22 protein-coding genes are annotated in these 20,410 nt (G+C 36.4%); 18 read left to right on the top strand and 4 right to left on the bottom strand.

What is annotated here, in order from left to right; genetic code table 11:
• The first annotated feature begins 72 nt into the window (after window positions 1–72).
• From ACZ444_RS07580 to ACZ444_RS07620, 9 genes are all read left to right on the top strand, one after another.
• Complete coding sequence (locus ACZ444_RS07580; RefSeq protein WP_382357348.1) at window positions 73–306, top strand: DUF896 domain-containing protein; 234 nt, start codon at window positions 73–75, stop codon at window positions 304–306.
• Between the two features lie 91 nt (window positions 307–397).
• A complete protein-coding gene (gene tkt, locus ACZ444_RS07585; protein ID WP_382357349.1) occupies window positions 398–2,401 on the top strand; it encodes a transketolase in 2,004 nt (667 codons plus the stop codon).
• Between the two features lie 150 nt (window positions 2,402–2,551).
• The gene (gene sirA, locus ACZ444_RS07590; RefSeq protein ID WP_382357350.1) at window positions 2,552–3,013 is read left to right on the top strand and encodes a sporulation inhibitor of replication protein SirA; all 462 of its coding nucleotides are present in this window, start codon (window positions 2,552–2,554) and stop codon (window positions 3,011–3,013) included.
• Window positions 3,014–3,059: 46 nt separating this feature from the next.
• On the top strand, window positions 3,060–3,284 hold the full coding sequence (locus tag ACZ444_RS07595; protein ID WP_382357351.1) for a YneF family protein: 225 nt from the start codon (window positions 3,060–3,062) through the stop codon (window positions 3,282–3,284).
• A 134-nt stretch (window positions 3,285–3,418) separates the two neighbouring features.
• Entirely contained in the window at window positions 3,419–4,321 is a 903-nt protein-coding gene (locus ACZ444_RS07600; protein ID WP_382357352.1) for a tyrosine-type recombinase/integrase, read from the top strand.
• Window positions 4,322–4,451: 130 nt separating this feature from the next.
• Window positions 4,452–5,210 carry a hypothetical protein gene (locus ACZ444_RS07605; protein ID WP_382357353.1) on the top strand — a complete coding sequence of 253 codons (759 nt, stop codon included), beginning with the start codon at window positions 4,452–4,454 and terminating at the stop codon, window positions 5,208–5,210.
• A gap of 115 nt (window positions 5,211–5,325) precedes the next feature.
• The gene (locus ACZ444_RS07610) at window positions 5,326–5,877 is read left to right on the top strand and encodes a DUF4352 domain-containing protein (protein ID WP_382357354.1); all 552 of its coding nucleotides are present in this window, start codon (window positions 5,326–5,328) and stop codon (window positions 5,875–5,877) included.
• Between the two features lie 17 nt (window positions 5,878–5,894).
• The gene (locus tag ACZ444_RS07615) at window positions 5,895–6,245 is read left to right on the top strand and encodes a DUF4064 domain-containing protein (protein WP_382357355.1); all 351 of its coding nucleotides are present in this window, start codon (window positions 5,895–5,897) and stop codon (window positions 6,243–6,245) included.
• 75 nt (window positions 6,246–6,320) lie between these two features.
• The gene (locus ACZ444_RS07620; protein WP_382357356.1) at window positions 6,321–6,542 is read left to right on the top strand and encodes a helix-turn-helix domain-containing protein; all 222 of its coding nucleotides are present in this window, start codon (window positions 6,321–6,323) and stop codon (window positions 6,540–6,542) included.
• 99 nt (window positions 6,543–6,641) lie between these two features.
• Here the strand turns inward: ACZ444_RS07620 and ACZ444_RS07625 are convergent, their stop codons facing one another.
• Window positions 6,642–6,884 (bottom strand): helix-turn-helix domain-containing protein, encoded by a 243-nt coding sequence (locus ACZ444_RS07625; protein ID WP_382357357.1) that lies wholly within the window; start codon window positions 6,882–6,884, stop codon window positions 6,642–6,644.
• A 338-nt stretch (window positions 6,885–7,222) separates the two neighbouring features.
• Window positions 7,223–8,416 (bottom strand): IS256 family transposase, encoded by a 1,194-nt coding sequence (locus tag ACZ444_RS07630; RefSeq protein ID WP_464433219.1) that lies wholly within the window; start codon window positions 8,414–8,416, stop codon window positions 7,223–7,225.
• Window positions 8,417–8,568: 152 nt separating this feature from the next.
• Here ACZ444_RS07630 and ACZ444_RS07635 point away from each other — a divergent pair, with 152 nt between their 5' ends.
• From ACZ444_RS07635 to ACZ444_RS07645, 3 genes are all read left to right on the top strand, one after another.
• The gene (locus ACZ444_RS07635) at window positions 8,569–8,793 is read left to right on the top strand and encodes a hypothetical protein (RefSeq protein ID WP_464433234.1); all 225 of its coding nucleotides are present in this window, start codon (window positions 8,569–8,571) and stop codon (window positions 8,791–8,793) included.
• Between the two features lie 900 nt (window positions 8,794–9,693).
• Window positions 9,694–9,879, top strand: coding sequence for a helix-turn-helix domain-containing protein (locus ACZ444_RS07640; RefSeq protein WP_464433235.1), 186 nt, complete (start codon window positions 9,694–9,696; stop codon window positions 9,877–9,879).
• Between the two features lie 88 nt (window positions 9,880–9,967).
• Window positions 9,968–10,162: a DUF5659 domain-containing protein gene (locus ACZ444_RS07645; RefSeq protein ID WP_464433236.1), complete on the top strand. Its 195-nt coding sequence runs from the start codon at window positions 9,968–9,970 to the stop codon at window positions 10,160–10,162.
• A gap of 147 nt (window positions 10,163–10,309) precedes the next feature.
• Here the strand turns inward: ACZ444_RS07645 and ACZ444_RS07650 are convergent, their stop codons facing one another.
• Window positions 10,310–11,665 carry an IS1182 family transposase gene (locus tag ACZ444_RS07650; protein WP_464433229.1) on the bottom strand — a complete coding sequence of 452 codons (1,356 nt, stop codon included), beginning with the start codon at window positions 11,663–11,665 and terminating at the stop codon, window positions 10,310–10,312.
• A gap of 116 nt (window positions 11,666–11,781) precedes the next feature.
• Here ACZ444_RS07650 and ACZ444_RS07655 point away from each other — a divergent pair, with 116 nt between their 5' ends.
• On the top strand, window positions 11,782–12,975 hold the full coding sequence (locus tag ACZ444_RS07655; protein ID WP_464433237.1) for a DEAD/DEAH box helicase family protein: 1,194 nt from the start codon (window positions 11,782–11,784) through the stop codon (window positions 12,973–12,975).
• A 306-nt stretch (window positions 12,976–13,281) separates the two neighbouring features.
• Here ACZ444_RS07655 and ACZ444_RS07660 read toward each other — a convergent pair.
• A protein-coding gene (locus ACZ444_RS07660) for an IS3 family transposase (protein WP_138919703.1) occupies window positions 13,282–14,401 on the bottom strand; the annotation gives its coding sequence in 2 pieces (ribosomal slippage) (window positions 13,282–14,134 and window positions 14,133–14,401; 1,122 coding nt in all).
• A gap of 67 nt (window positions 14,402–14,468) precedes the next feature.
• Between ACZ444_RS07660 and ACZ444_RS07665 the strand changes: the two genes are divergently transcribed.
• The 5 genes from ACZ444_RS07665 to ACZ444_RS07685 all read left to right on the top strand — a co-directional run bounded on the left by ACZ444_RS07665 (window position 14,469) and on the right by ACZ444_RS07685 (window position 20,406).
• The gene (locus tag ACZ444_RS07665; protein WP_464433238.1) at window positions 14,469–15,650 is read left to right on the top strand and encodes an IS256 family transposase; all 1,182 of its coding nucleotides are present in this window, start codon (window positions 14,469–14,471) and stop codon (window positions 15,648–15,650) included.
• A 716-nt stretch (window positions 15,651–16,366) separates the two neighbouring features.
• The gene (locus tag ACZ444_RS07670; protein ID WP_382361674.1) at window positions 16,367–18,844 is read left to right on the top strand and encodes a hypothetical protein; all 2,478 of its coding nucleotides are present in this window, start codon (window positions 16,367–16,369) and stop codon (window positions 18,842–18,844) included.
• Window positions 18,845–19,238: 394 nt separating this feature from the next.
• Complete coding sequence (locus ACZ444_RS07675) at window positions 19,239–19,850, top strand: HNH endonuclease signature motif containing protein (RefSeq protein WP_464433241.1); 612 nt, start codon at window positions 19,239–19,241, stop codon at window positions 19,848–19,850.
• Window positions 19,851–19,900: 50 nt separating this feature from the next.
• The gene (locus tag ACZ444_RS07680; RefSeq protein WP_382361668.1) at window positions 19,901–20,083 is read left to right on the top strand and encodes a hypothetical protein; all 183 of its coding nucleotides are present in this window, start codon (window positions 19,901–19,903) and stop codon (window positions 20,081–20,083) included.
• A gap of 8 nt (window positions 20,084–20,091) precedes the next feature.
• Complete coding sequence (locus tag ACZ444_RS07685) at window positions 20,092–20,406, top strand: HNH endonuclease (protein ID WP_382361666.1); 315 nt, start codon at window positions 20,092–20,094, stop codon at window positions 20,404–20,406.
• The last annotated feature ends 4 nt before the right edge of the window (window positions 20,407–20,410 follow it).

Genomic DNA, 20,410 nt, shown 5'->3' on the forward strand with positions numbered 1-20,410 from the left:
ACATGTAGTATAAAAAAGATAGGAATCTATGCAATTCCTGTCTTTTTTATAGGTCATTCAGGAGGTTTACAAATGATTGAAAAAGAAAAATTGAATCGAATAAATGAATTAGCACATAAAGCAAAAGAAGACGGACTGACGGACGGTGAAAAAAAAGAACAAAAAGAACTGCGTGAAGAATATCTGCAAAATGTACGGAAATCTTTTAAAAATGAACTCAAGTCTATGTCGGTAAGAGATCCTGCCGGAAATGATGTCACACCGCAAAAGGTTCGGGATCTGCAGAAGAAAAATAAAAAAGAATAGTCAGCATTATCAAGTATAACTTGTTCTATCTGCGTTTTCGTTATAGAATTAAATTGGATATGAATGCTAGCAGAGGAAGGTGTGTGACTATATGTCTGAATCAATTGAAGAATTATCGATTAATACAATCCGGACACTGTCTATTGATGCGGTTGAAAATGCCAGTTCCGGCCACCCCGGGTTGCCGATGGGGGCTGCCCCAATGGCTTATGCATTATGGACAGAGTTTATGACGCATAATCCGGCTCATTCGGCATGGTTTAACCGCGACCGTTTTGTTTTGTCAGCCGGGCATGGCTCAATGCTGCTATACAGCCTTTTGCATCTGTCAGGGTATGATGTCACCATTGATGATTTGAAGTCTTTCCGTCAATGGGATTCAAAAACACCAGGACACCCGGAAGTTCATCATACAGATGGCGTTGAGGCTACGACAGGACCGCTTGGCCAAGGACTTGCGATGTCAGTCGGCATGGCGATGGCTGAAGCGCATCTGGCAGCGTCCTATAACAAAGATGATAGTGAAATTATTGATCATAATACGTATGCACTTGTGAGCGACGGCGACCTTATGGAAGGCATATCCCATGAAGCGGCTTCCCTTGCCGGTCATTTGAAACTTGGTAAATTGGTCGCTCTGTATGATTCCAACAATATTTCACTTGATGGTGATCTGAACCGGGCTTTCTCAGATAATACCGGAGAAAGATTTAAAGCATATGGCTGGCAGGTCATTCATGTTGAAGATGGAAACGATTTGAAAGAAATCCGCAAAGCTATTCAGGAAGCCAAGGCGAATCAGGATCAGCCAACTCTGATTGAAGTAAAAACTGTTATTGGCTACGGGTCTCCTAATAAATCGGCCTCAGCTGCTTCGCACGGTGCACCACTGGGTGAAGAAGAAGTTCAATTGACCAAAGAGCAATACGGATGGACACATGATGACTTTTACGTTCCGGATGACGTTTATGCGCATTTCCGGGAGAAAGTTGCAGATCCTGGAGAAAAAGCAGAACAGGACTGGAATGACTTATTTGCATCTTACCGTACGAAATATCCGGAAGCAGCCGATGAGTTAGAGCATGCTATTAATGGTGAATTGCCGGATAATTGGGAGCAAAATCTTCCTGTATACGATGTGGAAGATGACGCAAAAGCAACCCGTGCAACATCGGGCGAGGTTCTGAATGAACTATCTGCGGCGATTCCATATCTATTTGGCGGCAGCGCTGATTTGGCCGGTTCCAATAAAACAGCCATCAAAAGTCAGGATGATTTTTCCAGTAGTCATTATGCAGGGAAAAACATTTGGTTTGGTGTTCGTGAGTTTGCCATGGCGGCTGCGGCTAATGGCATGGCGTTACATGGGGGAATTAAGCCTTATGCGGGCACTTTCTTTGTCTTTAGTGATTACATGCGACCGGCCATACGACTGTCAGCTATTATGAATAACCCTGTAACATATGTGTTCACGCATGATTCGATTGCTGTTGGTGAAGACGGGCGGACGCACGAGCCGATTGAACAGCTCCCATCACTAAGAGCAATGCCTGGTCTTTCCGTGATCCGGCCAGCTGATGGAAATGAAGTGCGTGAAGCCTGGCGGACTGCCCTGAAAACAAACGACAAGCCGACAGCACTTGTCCTAACCAGACAAGGATTGCCGGTATTGGAGGGTACCAAGGAAAATGCTTCTGAAGGTATCCAAAAGGGTGCTTATGTTGTCAGCCGCACAGATAAATCAGCACCGGATGCACTCCTGCTTGCATCAGGCTCAGAAGTTCAGCTTGCGGTTAAGGCTAAAGAAGCACTTTTCGATAAGGGTATTGGCGTCAACGTTGTCAGTATGCCATCATGGGACCGGTTCAATGAACAGGATAAAGCCTATAAGCAAGAGGTGCTTCCACCTGATGTTAAGAAACGGCTTGCAATTGAGATGGCCTCTCCATTTGGCTGGGAAAGATACACAGGTGACGAAGGCGATGTTATGGCTATTTCACAATTTGGCGCATCAGCACAGGGCGGCAAGGTTGTTGAAGAATATGGCTTCCATGTTAACAATGTCGTCAATCGTGTCGTCGATTTATTGAATTAAATCTGAATAAATGTGAAAAGGTGACACTTCCAACACAGAAGCGTCACCTTTTCTTTTGTTTTGACAAAATTAGTCTGCATTTACGGCGCAGTGTGACAACCTTTTAAAAGGTAATCGGTATAATAGGATGTAAAAGAAGGAGGGCTTCTGTTGAATCAATATACCATTTACGCAATTAAGGAAGAATTTGCTCATTTCTTTTACTTCAGGAGTGATGTATTATATCGATTTTTAAAAAGTTATGAACAAGGTGAGAAATATGATGTATTTGCCCGTCAATTTGATTTTATAACGATAGAACTTGCCGAAACGTCTGTTTTATCACATATTAATCGATTTCTGCCGTCTCATATACACATGGCCAGAGGCTATAATACCGTGAAAATCTACAATAACAGACACTCTATTTCTTTACATATCGGGGAAAAACATATAAACTTTTGGGGTGACATCGTTCATGCTGCCGAAGACTTGTTTTTCCCGGTTTTACGATTGTTTCACCCTTATTTTTTTGTCGCAGGAGACAACGTTTATAATTCTGGTTGGATTGCACCAGTTACGCTGGCGCAGAATAAGGACAAGCATGAACAAGTATTGTATTCTTATTTTTGATTTACTATACTGTATAAGGAGTGCTACATGAAGGAGGAAAGCTTTAATGAACGTCATATGGGTTGTTTTAATTGGCATTGTTGCCTTATTAGCCGGCCTTGCGCTCGGATTTTTTATTGCCAGAAAATATATGATGAATTACTTAAAGAAGAACCCGCCGATTAATGAGCAAATGCTGCGTACACTTATGATGCAGATGGGACAAAAACCATCCAAGAAGAAAATTAATCAGATGATGCGTCAAATGAACAATCAGCAGCAAGGTAAATAATCGGACTTATTTATACAGGATTGTCATATGACGGGCTTTGATTAAGATTCTAAATGCATCAATATCATATTTGGTTAATCTTACACGAGAACACTCTTGTCTGGGGAAGCTAAACCAGAGAGGGTGTTTTTTTAATGCTATTAGCTGATGCTATTGAGGATTATTACTACTATTGCTTATCGAAAGAATTTACAGCTAAGACCATGAAAAATAAGCAACAGGAATATAAGCAATTTTCACAATTTGTTAAAGATAAACGAGGTATAAAAAACATAGAAGATATAACAAAACATGATCTGCAAGCCTATATTAGATATAAGCAACAAGATCGACAATTACAAGCTCAATCCATTGTATCAACAGCAAAACAAGTTAAAGCATTTTTAAATTGGTGTGTACAAGAGGAGTATATATCATCTAATCCATTTTACGGAGTTGTATTACCAAAACTACCTAAGAGGTTGTCACAAGGGTTAACTCAGAGTGAGGTTAAATCCCTTCTAAAAGCAACGAATGGTAACAGTTATATGGAGACACGTAACAAAGCTATTATAGCAATTATGGCAGATTGTGGATTGAGGTCACATGAGGTTAGACAATTAAAAAATAACAGTATTAAGGATAATGCCATACTTGTATCAGGTAAAGGTAACAAAGATCGTATGGTATTTATATCGCCAGAGTTAAAGCGTATTTTGCTTAAATATGAACGATTTAAACGTAAATACTTTAAAAGTAAACAAACTCAAGAGTATTATTTTTTGTCGTATCAAGGACAAATGATGTCACATACAGCATTACACATATTAGTTAAACATGTAGCTTCTAAAGCTGGTGTAAACGATGTACATCCACATAAACTACGTCATTACTATGCTGTACAGGCTATATCTGGTGACAATCCCATTGATATTTACAGCTTGTCTAGGTTACTGGGTCACAGTGATATAAGTACGACACAAAGGTATTTAGAGTCATTGAGCAATGATGAGTTACTCAAGAAAGCATTGTCTGTAAGTCCATTAAGCAATTTTTGACATAATAAAAGCCCCAGAGGTCACTACACCATCTGGAGCAAAAAGCTTACCACTACCGACTAAAGCAGGGGATAAGCATGTTTATTATAGCATGTTAGATCCCTATAAATCAAGATTCAAGGGGATACTTATGCTGACAAGCGGAAACATCAATCAATTTAAGCAGCTATCACAATTTGATAATTTAAAACAGTTTAACTCTGCCGTAGAAAAATGGCTAATTGATAGTCCATTTACTAAAGCTCAAACAGTAGCATTTAAAAGACTTGTACGATACTCAGCTAAATATGCTGGTGTTTGCTATGCCAAAATACAAACGATTGTATCAGCTACACATAATGATGGAATAGGTATAAGCAGATCCACGTTTGAACGTATGCTAAACAAGGCTACAAAATCAGGTATTATCACTATGTATCATACATTTAAGTATGGACGAAAAGGGCATAATGTCTATGTCTTTAACCCTTATATTGATAAAGATGTATCAAATGACGAGACAATTGACGTATCAAAAGAAACTAGCAATCTATATAAAACTAATAATATAAACGCACGTAATGAGCGTCACCTAGACCATACTTACGTATCTAGTAATGTACCACAAAAACTAGTTCAAGACATATCTCCATTTTTTGATAAAGCTGAGGATATATATTCAATATACAGACGACTCACATTAGCAACAAAGAGCTATACAGACAGTCTTGTTACAAATCTCGATGATTACATCAAAACGTTTAAAGAAACGATACACAAGTATAAAAATGGAAATATTAAGGGTGATTACTTAGGGTATTTATATGGTGCGTTTAAGCGTACATGTGAGCAATTACATATGCGCGAGATGGCTATATCAGGTATATATTATGATTGGTTATCAGAATAATATACTAGACGAAAAGGATGAATATGGTGTATTATGCAAAAAGTACCTTGTATACTTCATATTATGTGAAGTTTCAGAGTGCCTTATATATTTAATTTTAAGGGGGAAGTATTTTGTGAGAAAGAGTATAGTTTTACTTTTAGTTGGATTACTAGCACTTGTATTATCTGCATGCGGTGAGGATGATTCAGAAGCTAAAAAGGTTGATTCAGACAACGATGCAGAACAACAGGAAGACAGTGATGATAATAATGGGGAAGAGGAGGAACAAAAAGAGTTCTCTGCTGGTGACAACATCGAAAAAGATGGTGTAATTACAACTGTAACTAATGTTGAAAGATCCAACGGTACTGAATTTGAAGACCCAGATGATGGTAATGATTTTGCTATTGTAAACATTAAAATTGAGAATGAGAGTGACGATGAAGTTTCTTATAACCCATTTGATTACTCACTTAAAAATTCAAAAGGTCAAATCAAAGACTCAGGTATGAGTATGGTTGATCAGGATAATCAGTTAGACTCTGGTAAACTGGTTCCAGACGGTAAAGTAGAAGGTTCCGTTGTTTTTCAAGCACCAGAAGATGATGACAACGGAGATTTAACTCTATTAATAGAAGATGATTGGCTCAGTGAGGATAAAATTAAAGTTAACTTAGGAGAATAATGACTAAGGGGGTTATTATGAAAACAACTTCATTTACGCTAGGACTGATTGGTGGAATTATTGGTATTATAGCTTCATTCCTAGCTATGTTCATTGGTGGTGTCGGTTCAGCATTTGAGGCAGAAGGATCAGGCTCAATGATCGGATTAGGAATATCAGCTTTATTTGCTTCTATACTTGGTATTGTTGGTTCTGCCTTAGTAAAAGGGAAGCCTAAAGTTGGTAGCATTCTGATGCTAATATCGGCAGTTTGGGGAGTCGTAAGTGTATCTATGTTCTACATTGTCTCAGTTGTCTTGTTAGGTATTGGTGGCATCATGGGATTATTTATTAAAAATAATAACAGCCAACAAAAACAAGCAGTGTAGGTCATTAACTGTGATGAGAGCCTTGATACTATTGGTATTAAGGCTCTTCTTAAATAATACAGGAGATAAATCTAAATGGATAATAAAGAAATGAATGAAGCTATAGGTAAAAGAATAAAACAAGAGAGAAAGAAGAAGAACGTAACACAAAAAGAACTAGGTAATTTAATCGGTGTTAAACATAATACGATATCTTCATATGAAAGTGGAACAAACGCTCCAGAACAAAATGCCATATTTAAAATAGCAAAAGCCTTAGACATACAAATTGATGATTTATTTCCTGATATAGACTAAGCTGCATAAGTTATACAAGCCACACATAAAACAGTGTGGCTATTTTTATATAGATAAGTCTTGTAACATATCCCTACTTTCCATCATTTTAATGTATAGTCATTCGTCTACATAAATAAATACATCAGTGACATTAAAATCACGATTGATATTATTATCATTGGCAATTATCTCAAGTGCAGCAAGAATCTTAACCAGCGTATCAAAATTGACAGCTTGTGCTTTGTTATTGGCGATATCAGTAATTGTATTAGGTCTTACTTTTGATTCAACAGCTAATTTATTTTTGGTTATATGTAATTCAGATAGCGTGTTACTTAAAGTACATTTAATTTTCTTCATATTTATATCCCTCCTAAAATAATTATAACAGAAAAAGTTTAACGAATATAGATATATCTATTGACGTTTAACGAATAGCGATATATAATTATCAATGTAACGAAACTAGTTAAACTTAAATAGTTATACATAAGGGAGGTAATCATATTAAAGTAATCAGGGCACTTAACAACTACTTTATTGCTGATGAAGACGAACATATACCAGTATCTGATTATGTATGGTTTTATGGTATATTACTATTTATTATTATTACTACTATAACTACTGGGGGCGTCAATAATTTTGTGTAAATGACCCTATCCCTTTTGAATTTAGTTAGCCAGTGTTTTAGTCGTTTAAACTTGTTCCTCCAGCGATTCAAACATCTGCAGTAATTCAGGCTTTGCTTTTTTGAAGCCTCTGTGGCACCGCATACCGAACTTATGGTTATAATCTAAAAACTGGGTCACCAGGAAACGTTCCAGGGCATCTTCATTTGGAAATTGTTCTTTGCGTTTGACGTAGCGTTTGATTTCCTTGTTAAATCCTTCGATGAGGTTTGTTGTATAGATGCTGGATCGGATGGATGCCGGAAAATCATAAAACGTTAATAAGCGATCCTGTTTCATCACGGCATCGACAGCACGTGGATACGTCTTATGCCATTTGTTTTGAAATTGTTCCAGGGCATTTAAAGCATCCTGGCGGCTTTCAGCCTCATAGACAGCCCTGAAATCATCCAGAATGACGGCACGATCTTTCACACGTACTTTGTTAGCGATGTTGCGGGAAACATGAACGCAGCACACCTGATGTTTAGCCTTGGGATAGACACGATGCAGCGCATCCGTCATGCCGTTCAAGCCGTCCGAAATGAAAAGAAGGACGTGTTCAACACCGCGATCATATAAGCGCTGAACGAGCTCCTCCCACACCTCGGCGGATTCCGTTGGGGCGATGGTGAAGTCGAGCACTTCTTTGCCGCCATCTTCCGCAATGCCAATGGCGATATAGACCGATTCCTTTTCAACGCTTTGACGCCGGATTGGAATTTGCGTGGCATCCAGATAAATGCAGACATAACGCTGTTCCAGCGTTCGCTCATGAAAAGCCTTAACATCTTCTGACACAAGCTGTGTCAGGTTGGATACAGTTTGTTTGGAATAGTGCTGACCATACATTTTTTCGATCAAATCGGCGATTTCATCCGTTGTGATGCCCTTTTCGTACAGGTGGATGATAAACTGTTCCAGTGTGTCGTTGGAACGTTTATAGGGTGCCAGGGTTTGTTGCTGAAAGGCACCGTTGCGATCTCTGGGAATATGCAGCTCAAGGTTGCCGTATTCTGTCTTAAACGTACGGCCATAAAATCCGTTACGGGAATTACCAGAGTTAACGCCAGCCTGCTCATAAGGCTCATAGTCCAGAAAAGCTGTTAATTCGTGTTTTAAAAGCTGATTGATCGCTGTTTCCAAGTGATGGCGAAAAACTTCTTCAATATCCTGTTTTTGGGCTAGTGATTCAAGCAAATCTGTAGTAAGATGGCTCATAGGGAAGACCTCCTGTGGGTGTGTTTTGGCTAACTCTATTCTACAGGAAAGGGTCTTCCTTTTTCTATGACCATTATTGAGTCATTGCGATTTACACAAACTATTTTACGCTCTCTAACTACTATTATAATATAAAGAAAGAAGGTATTAAAATGGAACAATTACCTAATCAAGTAAAGGTAATTAAAGATACAGCAGAAGGTGAATATGCTGATCTAATTGGTGAGGAAATTACAGTTGTAGAAGAATTAGAGACCGATGATCCATATGTAAGTATGTACTTAGCTGTAACAAATAGGATGTCACCTAATCCATATTTAAATGATAATGAAGAAATTATATTGGAAGATGACATCAAGGTAATATCATATCACTAAGCAATGCTGCACTCATCTAAATGGTGAGTGCAGCATTACTTATTTTTGAGTAAAACTTTTTCCTCGATTTGGGAAAAAGTAGTCATGACAACGCTCACCGCAGTGGTGAAGGTTATAACCCCTAATAACTCCTAGATTTTATTCTAATTTAAAGTAAATTTGATACTGTCAAGAATACACGCTTTACGCTTTCACATACAGCTTATATATAACTTCAACATACATAGGAGTTCAGGTTCGATCTGAAAGTCCTCTAGTGGAGAAGGGGTCAAAATAGATCTTTTGTTGTAACGCAATAAAATAAAACTTATTTATATACAGGAGTTTTGATGCCATAAAACTATTTGCTAGTGGTGGGGAGCAAATTTATATAAAAAATTAAATATTAAAGATGTTAAAAATCGTCCAATTTGGACTTTTGAGCCAACGGTACTAATGATAACGTCACCTGTACATAGGTATTTAAATGCCATCTGAAACTACGCTAATGGAGAAGCAGATGCTTTAGTATATTAAAGTATAATGTTCGATAACTAACTGTGAAGAGACGCCCTTAAAAAATTTTTACTGAATTGACGGTTTTTAAGCCTCATTTTTTGGTCTCCTAGTGGAGAAGATCATACTTTAACATGATAAAGTTATCAAAATGGATTCAAATTTTAATGCAGACGATTTTTAATATACTTTTAAAACACTCATACAGGTATCTTTTAAAAAACGTACTGGTCGTTTAGTGGAAAAGCAGATACTTTAACATGTTAAAAAATGTTCAAATACCAATTGTGATGACACACTATTTTAATAAACATACCCATGTACAGGGCATTTAGGTCGCGTAAATTGATACGTAATTGGAAGGGATATTTTTTTAGCACATATTTACAAAAGGGAGGATAAAAAATGATAAAAGATAGACAATTATATAACATACTTAGACGAGAAAAAGGTATTAAATTGACTCAAATTGCAGATGTGATTGGTATAAGTCATGCTACATTATCTCGCTATGAAACTGGTGTAAGAGATCCTAAACAATCAACAATACAAAAATATAAAGACTACATAGATAATTATAAAGATATTTAAAAAATTATAGTATCACCCTGAAATAAAACATTGATTTTGAGTATACTAAATAGTAGAAGATATTTTAATAAAAAATGGAGGTAATCGAATGAATAAACAAATTGACGAAAGAGACTATGTGGTATTCAGTCAAAGAATGGCAGGTTATCTTATGTTTAAAGGATGTAAGCTGCTTAAAATGTGTCCTAATCGGGATATACCAGATAAAAATGTATATTATTTTCCGAATACAGACGAAGTATTAAAGCACGTTAAAGATTATAAATTAATGGAAGCAGAATAATTAAACAATAAATTAAACTCAAATAAATTAAACAAAAGGTGGTATAAAAAATGGAAAAAGTATCAGACGTGAATCAATTTCATAATTGCTCTTATTAAAAACGCAAAGACCTGCAGAATTTCTAATGTGTATTTTTTTAAAATTCCTCTAAGCAGCCTGCTGCTGCTTTAACGCGGCATCAATGCGGTCTGCGGCTAATTTCGATGCATTATACATCAACGTAACGATATCAAAATGGATCTGAGCGCGTTTCCCTGAACGATGGCGAACATTGTTGAGCTGAAAGAATTCCTTTAAATAGGCATTGACACGTTCAACGGCTGATCGGCGCTTGTAGATGGTGTTCCAAGCTTTAGAGCCCCGTGCCGGGGCTGTGTATCGCCTGAGGTCTTTAGTGATTTTCATCTTGAATACTTTCTGGCATATGTCTTCATGGGCTAAAGGGCAGTCTTTGCATTCCTTTGGGTTTGTGTACTTCAGGGTTTCATGTTTGGCATCGTAACTTTCATAACGGTACGAATGTTCACGGAAACATGTTGGGGCAAAATATTTATCAAACCCTATGGGTTCCGATTCATTGCGTTTATTATAGGCAATGATAGATTGCTGGCCCATTCGATAGACCTGCGTGTAAATCGGTTCAAAATCATAACCCGCATCCATCGTCTGATAACGCAAGTTTGAAAGAGGCAAGCGTTCATTCATCCCCTTCAATAAAGGAATTGCGGCTTTTCCATCATTTAGATTTCCTGATGAGAAAAGGGCCTGTAAAATGTATTGACTTGATGTGCCGACAGCCAGATGTCCTTTATAGCCAAACCAGAATGTATTTTTGCCTTCGCTGTTTTTCTTGATCCCCCATTGGGGATCCCGGGGAACACCGTCTCGAAGTTCTGTTAAAGATGCATCCAGTTGAGCTTCGATTTTCCTGTCATAAAGAGGCAGATTCGCTTCTTTCTCAGCTTGTTCCTGGAGCCATTGGTCACGCTCTTCCCTGGATTTACGGCCGCGTTTTTTCGGTTCCGGCTTTGCCTTTTCTTCTTTAGGCGGGGCCTGATCACGTGCTTCGAAATGAGTCGCATCGATGGCGACTGTATCATCAGCGATAAAGCCTTCGGCAATGGCTTGAAGAACAACTTTTTCCTGGGCCTTTTCCAATGCATCTGACTCGCTCAGCTTGGTTAAAAGGCGGGAATAGGAAGCTTCCGAAGGAATCTTGTCTGAAACCAGAAATCCACAATTCAATTTGAAGGCAATATCATCATCTAAGCGTTTTTTCAGGTCTTTTATGGTTGGGATGCGTTCAACATACCGAATGAAAACGGAAATAATCATCGCTGCAACATTCAGCTCTTCAGGCGCGCCCAAACGGGATTTTTTAGCCATGTCGTGATAAATGGCATCCAAATCAACGGCGGAAATGATCGCCTCATACTTTTGGGTAGGTTCCATGTCATAAAGTTCTTGGATGCTAAATAAGCTTGGTTGTCGTATAATAGTCATAGGAAGTATTCCTCCAATCTCTATGGATGTTTTAGTTCAACTACCATTATACAAGATTTGGGGAGGTACTTCCTTTTTTACGTTTTTAAGTCCTTGCGCCGCAAGGGCTATGAATTATGAAATTCGCTCACGTAATAACAAATAATGAAATTAAAAGTTGGAATAATGGAGATATTATCACAATTAAGGCAGGTACAGGTGCAGGTAAAAGTTATTTTATTAAAAATGACTTATACGATTATGCAAAAAATAATGACAAAAACATATTAATGTTGGTTAGTCGTAAGCAGATAATCAATAACTTCAAAAAAGACATAGAAGGTAAAACTAATATTGACATTGATACATATCAAAAACTGGAACAATCAATTGTACACGATATAGATTATGATCTATCAAAATATGATTATATTGTTTGTGACGAGTTTCATTATTTCTTAAATGATGATTTTAATAAATGGATTGATTTATCATTTGACAAGATTATGAATAGCACAAATAACATTAAAATATTTATGTCAGCAACAGGTGATAGCGTAGTTAGATATTTCAGTGAAAATCATGTAAATACAAAAAATTATAGCTTACCATTCAACTTTGACAAAATAAGAAATTTAAGATTCTTTTATAAAGAAAATACGATAGAAGGTTTCATTGAAAAAGCAATAAATAACAATCAAAAAGCTATATTCTTTGTTGAATCGGCAGAAAAAGCTTGCGAATTACATAGAAAATATCCGAATCATACAATGTTCAATTGCTCAGAATCCAGTAAATATTATAAATACGTAAACAAGAAAAAAATAAAAGATATGCTTGATAATAACAAATTCGATGATCTGATACTTATCACAACCAGGGTTATTGATACTGGTATAAACATTGAAGATCCTGAGCTGCATAAAGTAGTAATTGACGTTGTTAGCGCATCTAACATTATTCAATGTCTTGGTCGTAAAAGATTTACCGATGATCAAGATTACATAGACGTTTACATAAAATCAAGAAACAAAAAGTCAATTGAAAGTTATAGAAGAAATGTTGAAAATGCAAAAAACAAAATGGATATATTGGATTTCAACGGTGATCATGCTTATCTAGATAGATTTTACAGAGATGACATCGATGGAACAATGATCTACACAGAATGGGATGAACAAGCTAATGCACCAGTACATAAGATACATAAGCTTAATTATTTCAAAAATAAATTAGATAGAGAAGAACTATCTGAAATGATGGAATATGGATATAACTATTATATAAGTACAGTGTTAGATCGTACTGGTGATTATGTTGTGAGAGCGTAAAATAGTTTGTGTAAATCGCAATGACTCAATAATGGTCATAGAAAAAGGAAGACCCTTTCCTGTAGAATAGAGTTAGCCAAAACACACCCACAGGAGGTCTTCCCTATGAGCCATCTAAGGTGGACCCCATTGTCAAGACACATATTTTATAAAAATAAGGTGGGGGGTGAGTTATCATTGTTTTCCCTTTCCCATCTTACTAACTAGCTCTTTCTTGTGTCAGGTTCTGTCAAGGGCGTATTTTCCCTTGACAGGTTCTGGCACAGGAAAGATAATTGCCCAAGATGGAAAGGATAACGGTACGGGCTACCCGAAATAAATAGATGCCGGTGTTTGATAATCTAATGATTGATGAGGCCGTTCATGATTATAAAGGTTCATATAATCCCTTATATTGCTTCTTGCCGCTCTTGGTGACCCATAGTCCTTTAAATAGACTTCTTCGTACTTAAGGCTTCTCCAAAAGCGTTCAATCATGATATTATCCAATGCCCGCCCCCTTGAGTCCATACTAATTTGTACGGATGGATGCTCTTTTAAAAGATTAATGTATTTTGGGCTGGTAAAATGACTGCCTTGATCACTGTTAAATATTTCAGGTGTACCGTGCGTGAATGCGTGTTGTACGGCATCCAGGACAAAGTCAATTGCCAACGTCTGATCCAGTTCCCAACTGATAATGTAACGGGAATACCAGTCGATAATGGCCGTTAGATACATCCAGCTATTATGCAAGCGAATGTATGTAATATCAATGCTCCAAACCTGGTTGGGCCGAGTAATATTCACTCCTTTCAGCAGATATGGATAAATACGGTGCTGTAGATTGCGTTTACTCAAATTAGGACCCGGATAAATGGCTTGTATACCCATTTCACGCATGTGACGCCGCACTCTTTTACGGTTGATATTCACTCCTTTTTTCTTTAGTATTTCAGCAATCCTGCGTGAACCAAAATACGGATATTTGGTATAAATCTCATCAATCCAATGTTTCATGGCAACCTCTTCCGGTGACGGTTGAACAGGCTTATAGTAAAGGCTTGAACGATTGATTCCGAGTAGTTTAGCCTGCTGGGAGATAGGCAGTTCCGGATCTACCCAGTCCACCATCTCCATCCGTTCCCGTCTAGTCGTGGTATATGCCAGATTTTTTTTTGATCCACGACAATTGCGTGGTTAACTTTCCGACTTCTGCATAGAGATTTTCAAGCTTTTCTTCATAGTCGGCTTTCATTTTTTCCTGGTCCTCATTCTGCTTGTTAAAGAGCTTCGGCATTTCTTGCAGGAATTGTGTTTTCCACTTATGAAGTTGGTTCACATGGATTCCGTTTTCCGAAGCAATTTGGCTCATTGGTTTTTCTTCCTTCAAGATTTCCAACACGATTTGTGATTTGAATTCTGGTGTATATCTTTTGCGTTTCATATACCTACCTTAACATCTCCTTTTTTCGTGTCTAAAATCTTGGGTCCATTATAATCTTACTACAGATTTGCTTGAATCACTAGCCCAAAAACAGGATATTGAAGAAGTTTTTCGCCATCACTTGGAAACAGCGATCAATCAGCTTTTAAAACACGAATTAACAGCTTTTCTGGACTATGAGCCTTATGAGCAGGCTGGCGTTAACTCTGGTAATTCCCGTAACGGATTTTATGGCCGTACGTTTAAGACAGAATACGGCAACCTTGAGCTGCATATTCCCAGAGATCGCAACGGTGCCTTTCAGCAACAAACCCTGGCACCCTATAAACGTTCCAACGACACACTGGAACAGTTTATCATCCACCTGTACGAAAAGGGCATCACAACGGATGAAATCGCCGATTTGATCGAAAAAATGTATGGTCAGCACTATTCCAAACAAACTGTATCCAACCTGACACAGCTTGTGTCAGAAGATGTTAAGGCTTTTCATGAGCGAACGCTGGAACAGCGTTATGTCTGCATTTATCTGGATGCCACGCAAATTCCAATCCGGCGTCAAAGCGTTGAAAAGGAATCGGTCTATATCGCCATTGGCATTGCGGAAGATGGCGGCAAAGAAGTGCTCGACTTCACCATCGCCCCAACGGAATCCGCCGAGGTGTGGGAGGAGCTCGTTCAGCGCTTATATGATCGCGGTGTTGAACACGTCCTTCTTTTCATTTCGGACGGCTTGAACGGCATGACGGATGCGCTGCATCGCGTCTATCCCAAGGCTAAACATCAGGTGTGCTGCGTTCATGTTTCCCGCAACATCGCTAACAAAGTACGTGTGAAAGATCGTGCCGTCATTCTGGATGATTTCAGGGCTGTCTATGAGGCTGAAAGCCGCCAGGATGCTTTAAATGCCCTGGAACAATTTCAGAATAAATGGCATAAGACGTATCCACGTGCTGTCGATGCCGTGATGAAACAGGATCGCTTATTAACGTTTTATGATTTTCCGGCATCCATCCGATCCAGCATCTATACAACAAACCTCATCGAAGGATTTAACAAGGAAATCAAACGCTACGTCAAACGCAAAGAACAATTTCCAAATGAAGATGCCCTGGAACGTTTCCTGGTGACCCAGTTTTTAGATTATAACCATAAGTTCGGTATGCGGTGCCACAGAGGCTTCAAAAAAGCAAAGCCTGAATTACTGCAGATGTTTGAATCGCTGGAGGAACAAGTTTTAAACGACTAAAACACTGGCTAACTAAATTCAAAAGGGATAGGGTCATTTACACAAAATTATTGACGCCCCCTATGTTGTAGTTGAGGATGAACAAAATAGACAAGCATTAAGTATATATTTAGATAGTATTGTTGGTGTTCAATTATATAAAAGTGAACAAAATGAACTCAAAGAAGCGTTCAAATCTAATGGATTGAATGCAAGATCACTAGGAATTAATACATTAAATGGTTATTTAAAAGACAATGATATGTCGTATGTAATAAGTTCTAAAAGATCTAGTAAAAGAGAAAATGGAAAGACAAAATCATTTACATACTGGATAGTTGGTAAAATTACATATTAAAAGTGTATGCAAAAAAATGCAGTAACCCCTTAATAACAAATTGCATAAAATTGCATACAAAAATAATCGTTATAATTTTGGGGTCAAAAAGTGGAATCTCCCTATAATATAGAACATTCCATAAATTGACCCCAAAGATTAATTACATATTTATTTAAACTTTTGTCGGGTCTTAGGGTCGGGCAAAGGTAGTTTATTTTGAAACGCAGTGGAAAAATAGACTAGATGGTTAAGACCCTAACTATATAATACTTTCTTTCAAAAACCAACTTCCACAAATACAAACCATTTGTGTCAGTCGATTAAGAAAGAAACAAAGAATCGAGTATTATTAATTAAATTAAATCAAAATATATTAAAACAAAGGGAGAGAATTTAAATGTTTAACATGAATGATGCTAATCGTCAGGTACATATTTATAATCTAACAACGGATGCTTTCTATACTAATAAGGAGCAATCTATACATAATAGAAGAATGAAAACAATCAGATACAACAATTATCTTAAAAAATTAGAAAATGTAGATAATCGTATTAAATTTGCAAATAAGCGTAATCAATATCTAAAACAATATATTAAAGATACTATTGATAAAAATACAAGCGTCAGAGAGTTAGATGATAGCTTTATGACTGATAATGCTGTTATTAGTTTATTTGATAGTGTATTGACTAGGACATTGCAAATTAATGAAAATGAATTAACTACTGATTTGATTATAGTTGAGACGTATTTTGAAGGTATATTGCAAGACTTAATTAATGATGGATTTTATTATAATGGTGAGCATTACATATTTTTCAGTGCTAGTGCAGGTCAGACACGTAATAAGAGATCCATTTTTATCAAGGAATCAGTCTATAATAAGCATGAAGGTGCTTTGATGTGCGGAATGACTGAGAAGGAAATTAACGATAAAGGCGGTATTAATACAAATAAATTTTTAGCTTATAAAGCATTAACAGCTAGTAGTAGTAATGAATGGATTGATTTTGATATTAACCGTACAGTTGTTGTAGATGACTTAGAATATAACGTAAATAGTGATTTTGATCATATAGACATGGATGATTATTCAATTAATAGACAAAACATGAATGTAAATATAGAGCATACAGATGGCGCAGGAATGATCAATCCCGATATATCTGATAAAGCAATGATGGTACGTCTACCATTTATTAAAGGTTCATTGATACCCATGCCGTTCAAACAATTTGCACAAGAAAAAGCTAATACATACATTATTACAGATATCTATGGAGATCAACATGATATTCGTGATGTAGATGTAGTATTCACTAAAAGCCAGTTTAAGTTACATAAATATTATGAGAATTGGGCTGATTATCAAACTAGATTTTCTAAGTGGTCATGTCAAGCTGCTGTGATGAATGTTGAAGATACAAGTCGTACAGCAAGGTTCAACTACCAAATGCTACAAACATTAACAGATATTACAGATGATGAACTCAAAGATATCACAAAGCATACTGCAAACGATATAAAAAATATGGGTAGCAAAGATACTATGCTAAAAATTATGGGTGCTCATAAAGCTAACACACCATATCAGCAAGCCTTAAATAAATTGCCAGAGCTATTAGATGATGTATATAGTAAAGAGGTAGTTAAGGACAAGAAGAAATCATTAGTTAAAGAAGCTAGATCAGGTAAGTTTGATATTGAAGGTAAGTTTACCTACGCTCATCCAGATCTATATGCATTTTGTCAGTATTTATTCGGATTAGATGTTACTGGACTATTAGCAAATGGTGAGGTATTCACGAATCTTTATGATGAAGATAAATTAGATGTACTACGTAGCCCACATTTGTATCGTGAGCATGCTGTACGTAACAATGTAAAAGGTGATGAGTTGAGTAAATGGTTTATTACAAATGGTATATATTCGAGTATCCATGATCCGATTAGCCAGTTGTTAGCCGCTGACTGGGACGGTGATCAACTATTAGTAGTAGCAGATCAAACTATCGTAAACGCAGCTGAACGTAATACTCAAGATACAGTACCGCTGCATTATGAGATGGCAACAGCTCAACCTCAATACATAACAAAGGATAATATCTATGATAGCTTAGTTAAAGCATATCAGGCGAATATTGGTGTGATTAGTAATAACATCAGTAAGATATGGAATAGTAATAATGTTGATGTTGATGCTATAAAATGGTTGTCATTTGAAAATAATTTCGAGATTGATTATGCAAAAACCCTTGTACGTACTAAGAGACCAGATCGGATTAACGAACGTATTAAAAATCATGAGAATCAAAAATTACCATATTTCTTTACATATGCTAAAGACAAAGAAGAACATAAAGTAGTAGCAAGTAATAACAGTCCTGTTAATCGCCTGTATGACATTATTCCAGATAAAAAGATATACTTTAAAAAAGAGGTTGGTGAGTTAGATCCAGCCATGATGATGTATAATAAAAAAGTTAATCAGAATGACGAGTTAATTAAAGAGTATAAAAGGTTAAACCAAAATAAAAAATGGATGTTAAGTAATAACAGTGATGATGATCATGGTAACAGTCCATATGTCCATCAAGTTATTAAAGATGAGTTGCTCAAGTTTGGTGATCAGGAATATGTAACTGATGTATTAGTACAATATTTATATAGCAAACAGACTAAAAACAAAACAACATTATGGGAATGTTTTGGGGATCAGATTGTACATAACATAAATAACAATATAGAAAATAATGCAGGTAGTTGTGAGGATTGTAAGTCTACATATCGGATGAAGACAAAAATGCAGGTTAGATGTCCTAAGTGTCAAGGCAAAAAACGCAGCAAGAATCGTAATAAGAAGGTAAGTTAAGTAAAGGTGGTACAAATTTTGTCGAATAAAGTTAAATTTTCACTTTATTTATAGGAATATTAAGACATTAAAAGTTGTTAAAAGATAATATGCCTTTAGGGGAGAGGGCAGGTAGCTCTATTTACAAGCAAGGTGTCAACTGTCTTCTCCCTATATGATTCCTCCTATATATATTCGAATCATAAGAGATATTTAAAATTGTTTTTAAAAGGAAATGTACATACATAATTATTATTACATAGTTGATATTGAAAGTCAATGTATAAATGATAATAGTTTGTACATTTTTTGGGTTTTATCTCTTCCTTTAACCCACTAAAGTATATTTTGATTAGCCTGTCCATATCTGGGCGGGCTTTTTAATTAAGAAAATGCTTTAAGTTTATATGGAAGAATGACGCAAAAAGTGTACAAATCAGGAAAGTATACTTTAGTTAAAAAAATAAAAGGAGAGATTCAAATGAAAGGAATGGAAGTTAAAGATAAAAGTTATTTAAGTTTTGTGATAAATAAGGATAGTAAATTTAGAGAGTTAGAAAATTACAGTAACTACTTAGTAGATATTGTAAATGGTCGAGTATGGAACAAAACATCAGGTAAATATCTAATTGCTAATCCAACTAAGCAAACTGGATATGTATTAGTAGGTTTAAGAGATAATGATGGTCAAATGAGAACCATAGGCTTACACGAAGTAGTAATGGCAGCTTACTACAACGTTCAACCTAAGTCGTGGATTCCATACGATCTAGAGGTAAACCATATTGATCACGACAAATCTAATAATACCATAGATAACTTAGAGTTAGTAACTCGTAAGCAACAATATGATACATATGTTAGACAAAAGATGGGTGGTAACAAACGTCTAACCAAACCTGAAAAACAAGAGATACTACAAGCCTATCACATCTATAATGGTAAAGCAAGTGTATTTATAAATCAAGTAGCATTTGCAGTTGGTATTAGTAGGCGTAGTCTAAGTCGTATAGTTAATGGTAAATAGTCATTTCAAATTTAACATAATAACTAATCAATTTAAAGGGAGAGATATAAATGAGTGAAATCAAATTAGAAGATTACTTAACAAATGTCGATGAAGTATCAGGTGATAATACAAGTAAGTTTGTTTTAGAGTTTACAGTTACTGGTGAGCCATTGGCTAGGTATTTAGCAGAAAATGATTTAACTGAAAAGGTAAAGCAAACTGTTGAACAGATTAATATTGATAGAGGTTAGTGATGTAGATGGCACATGATTATGCTAAGAGCTTTTACAATTCTCGTGTTTGGCGCAAGACAAGAGATGCATATGCAGAGTCACAGTATTGGTTATGTGAACGTTGTTATCAGAATGGAATATTAAGTGAGGGTCAAATCGTTCACCATAAAATATATCTGACACCTGAGAATATTAATGATCCTGATGTAAGTCTTAACTGGGATAATTTAGAGCTATTAGATATTACATGCCACAACCAAGAACATTTTAAAACAGAAGATGTAGTGAGAGAAGGACTTACTTTTGATGAAAATGGTGACTTAATATCTAAGGAGAGATGAATAT

The organism is Lentibacillus kimchii (assembly GCF_055381965.1).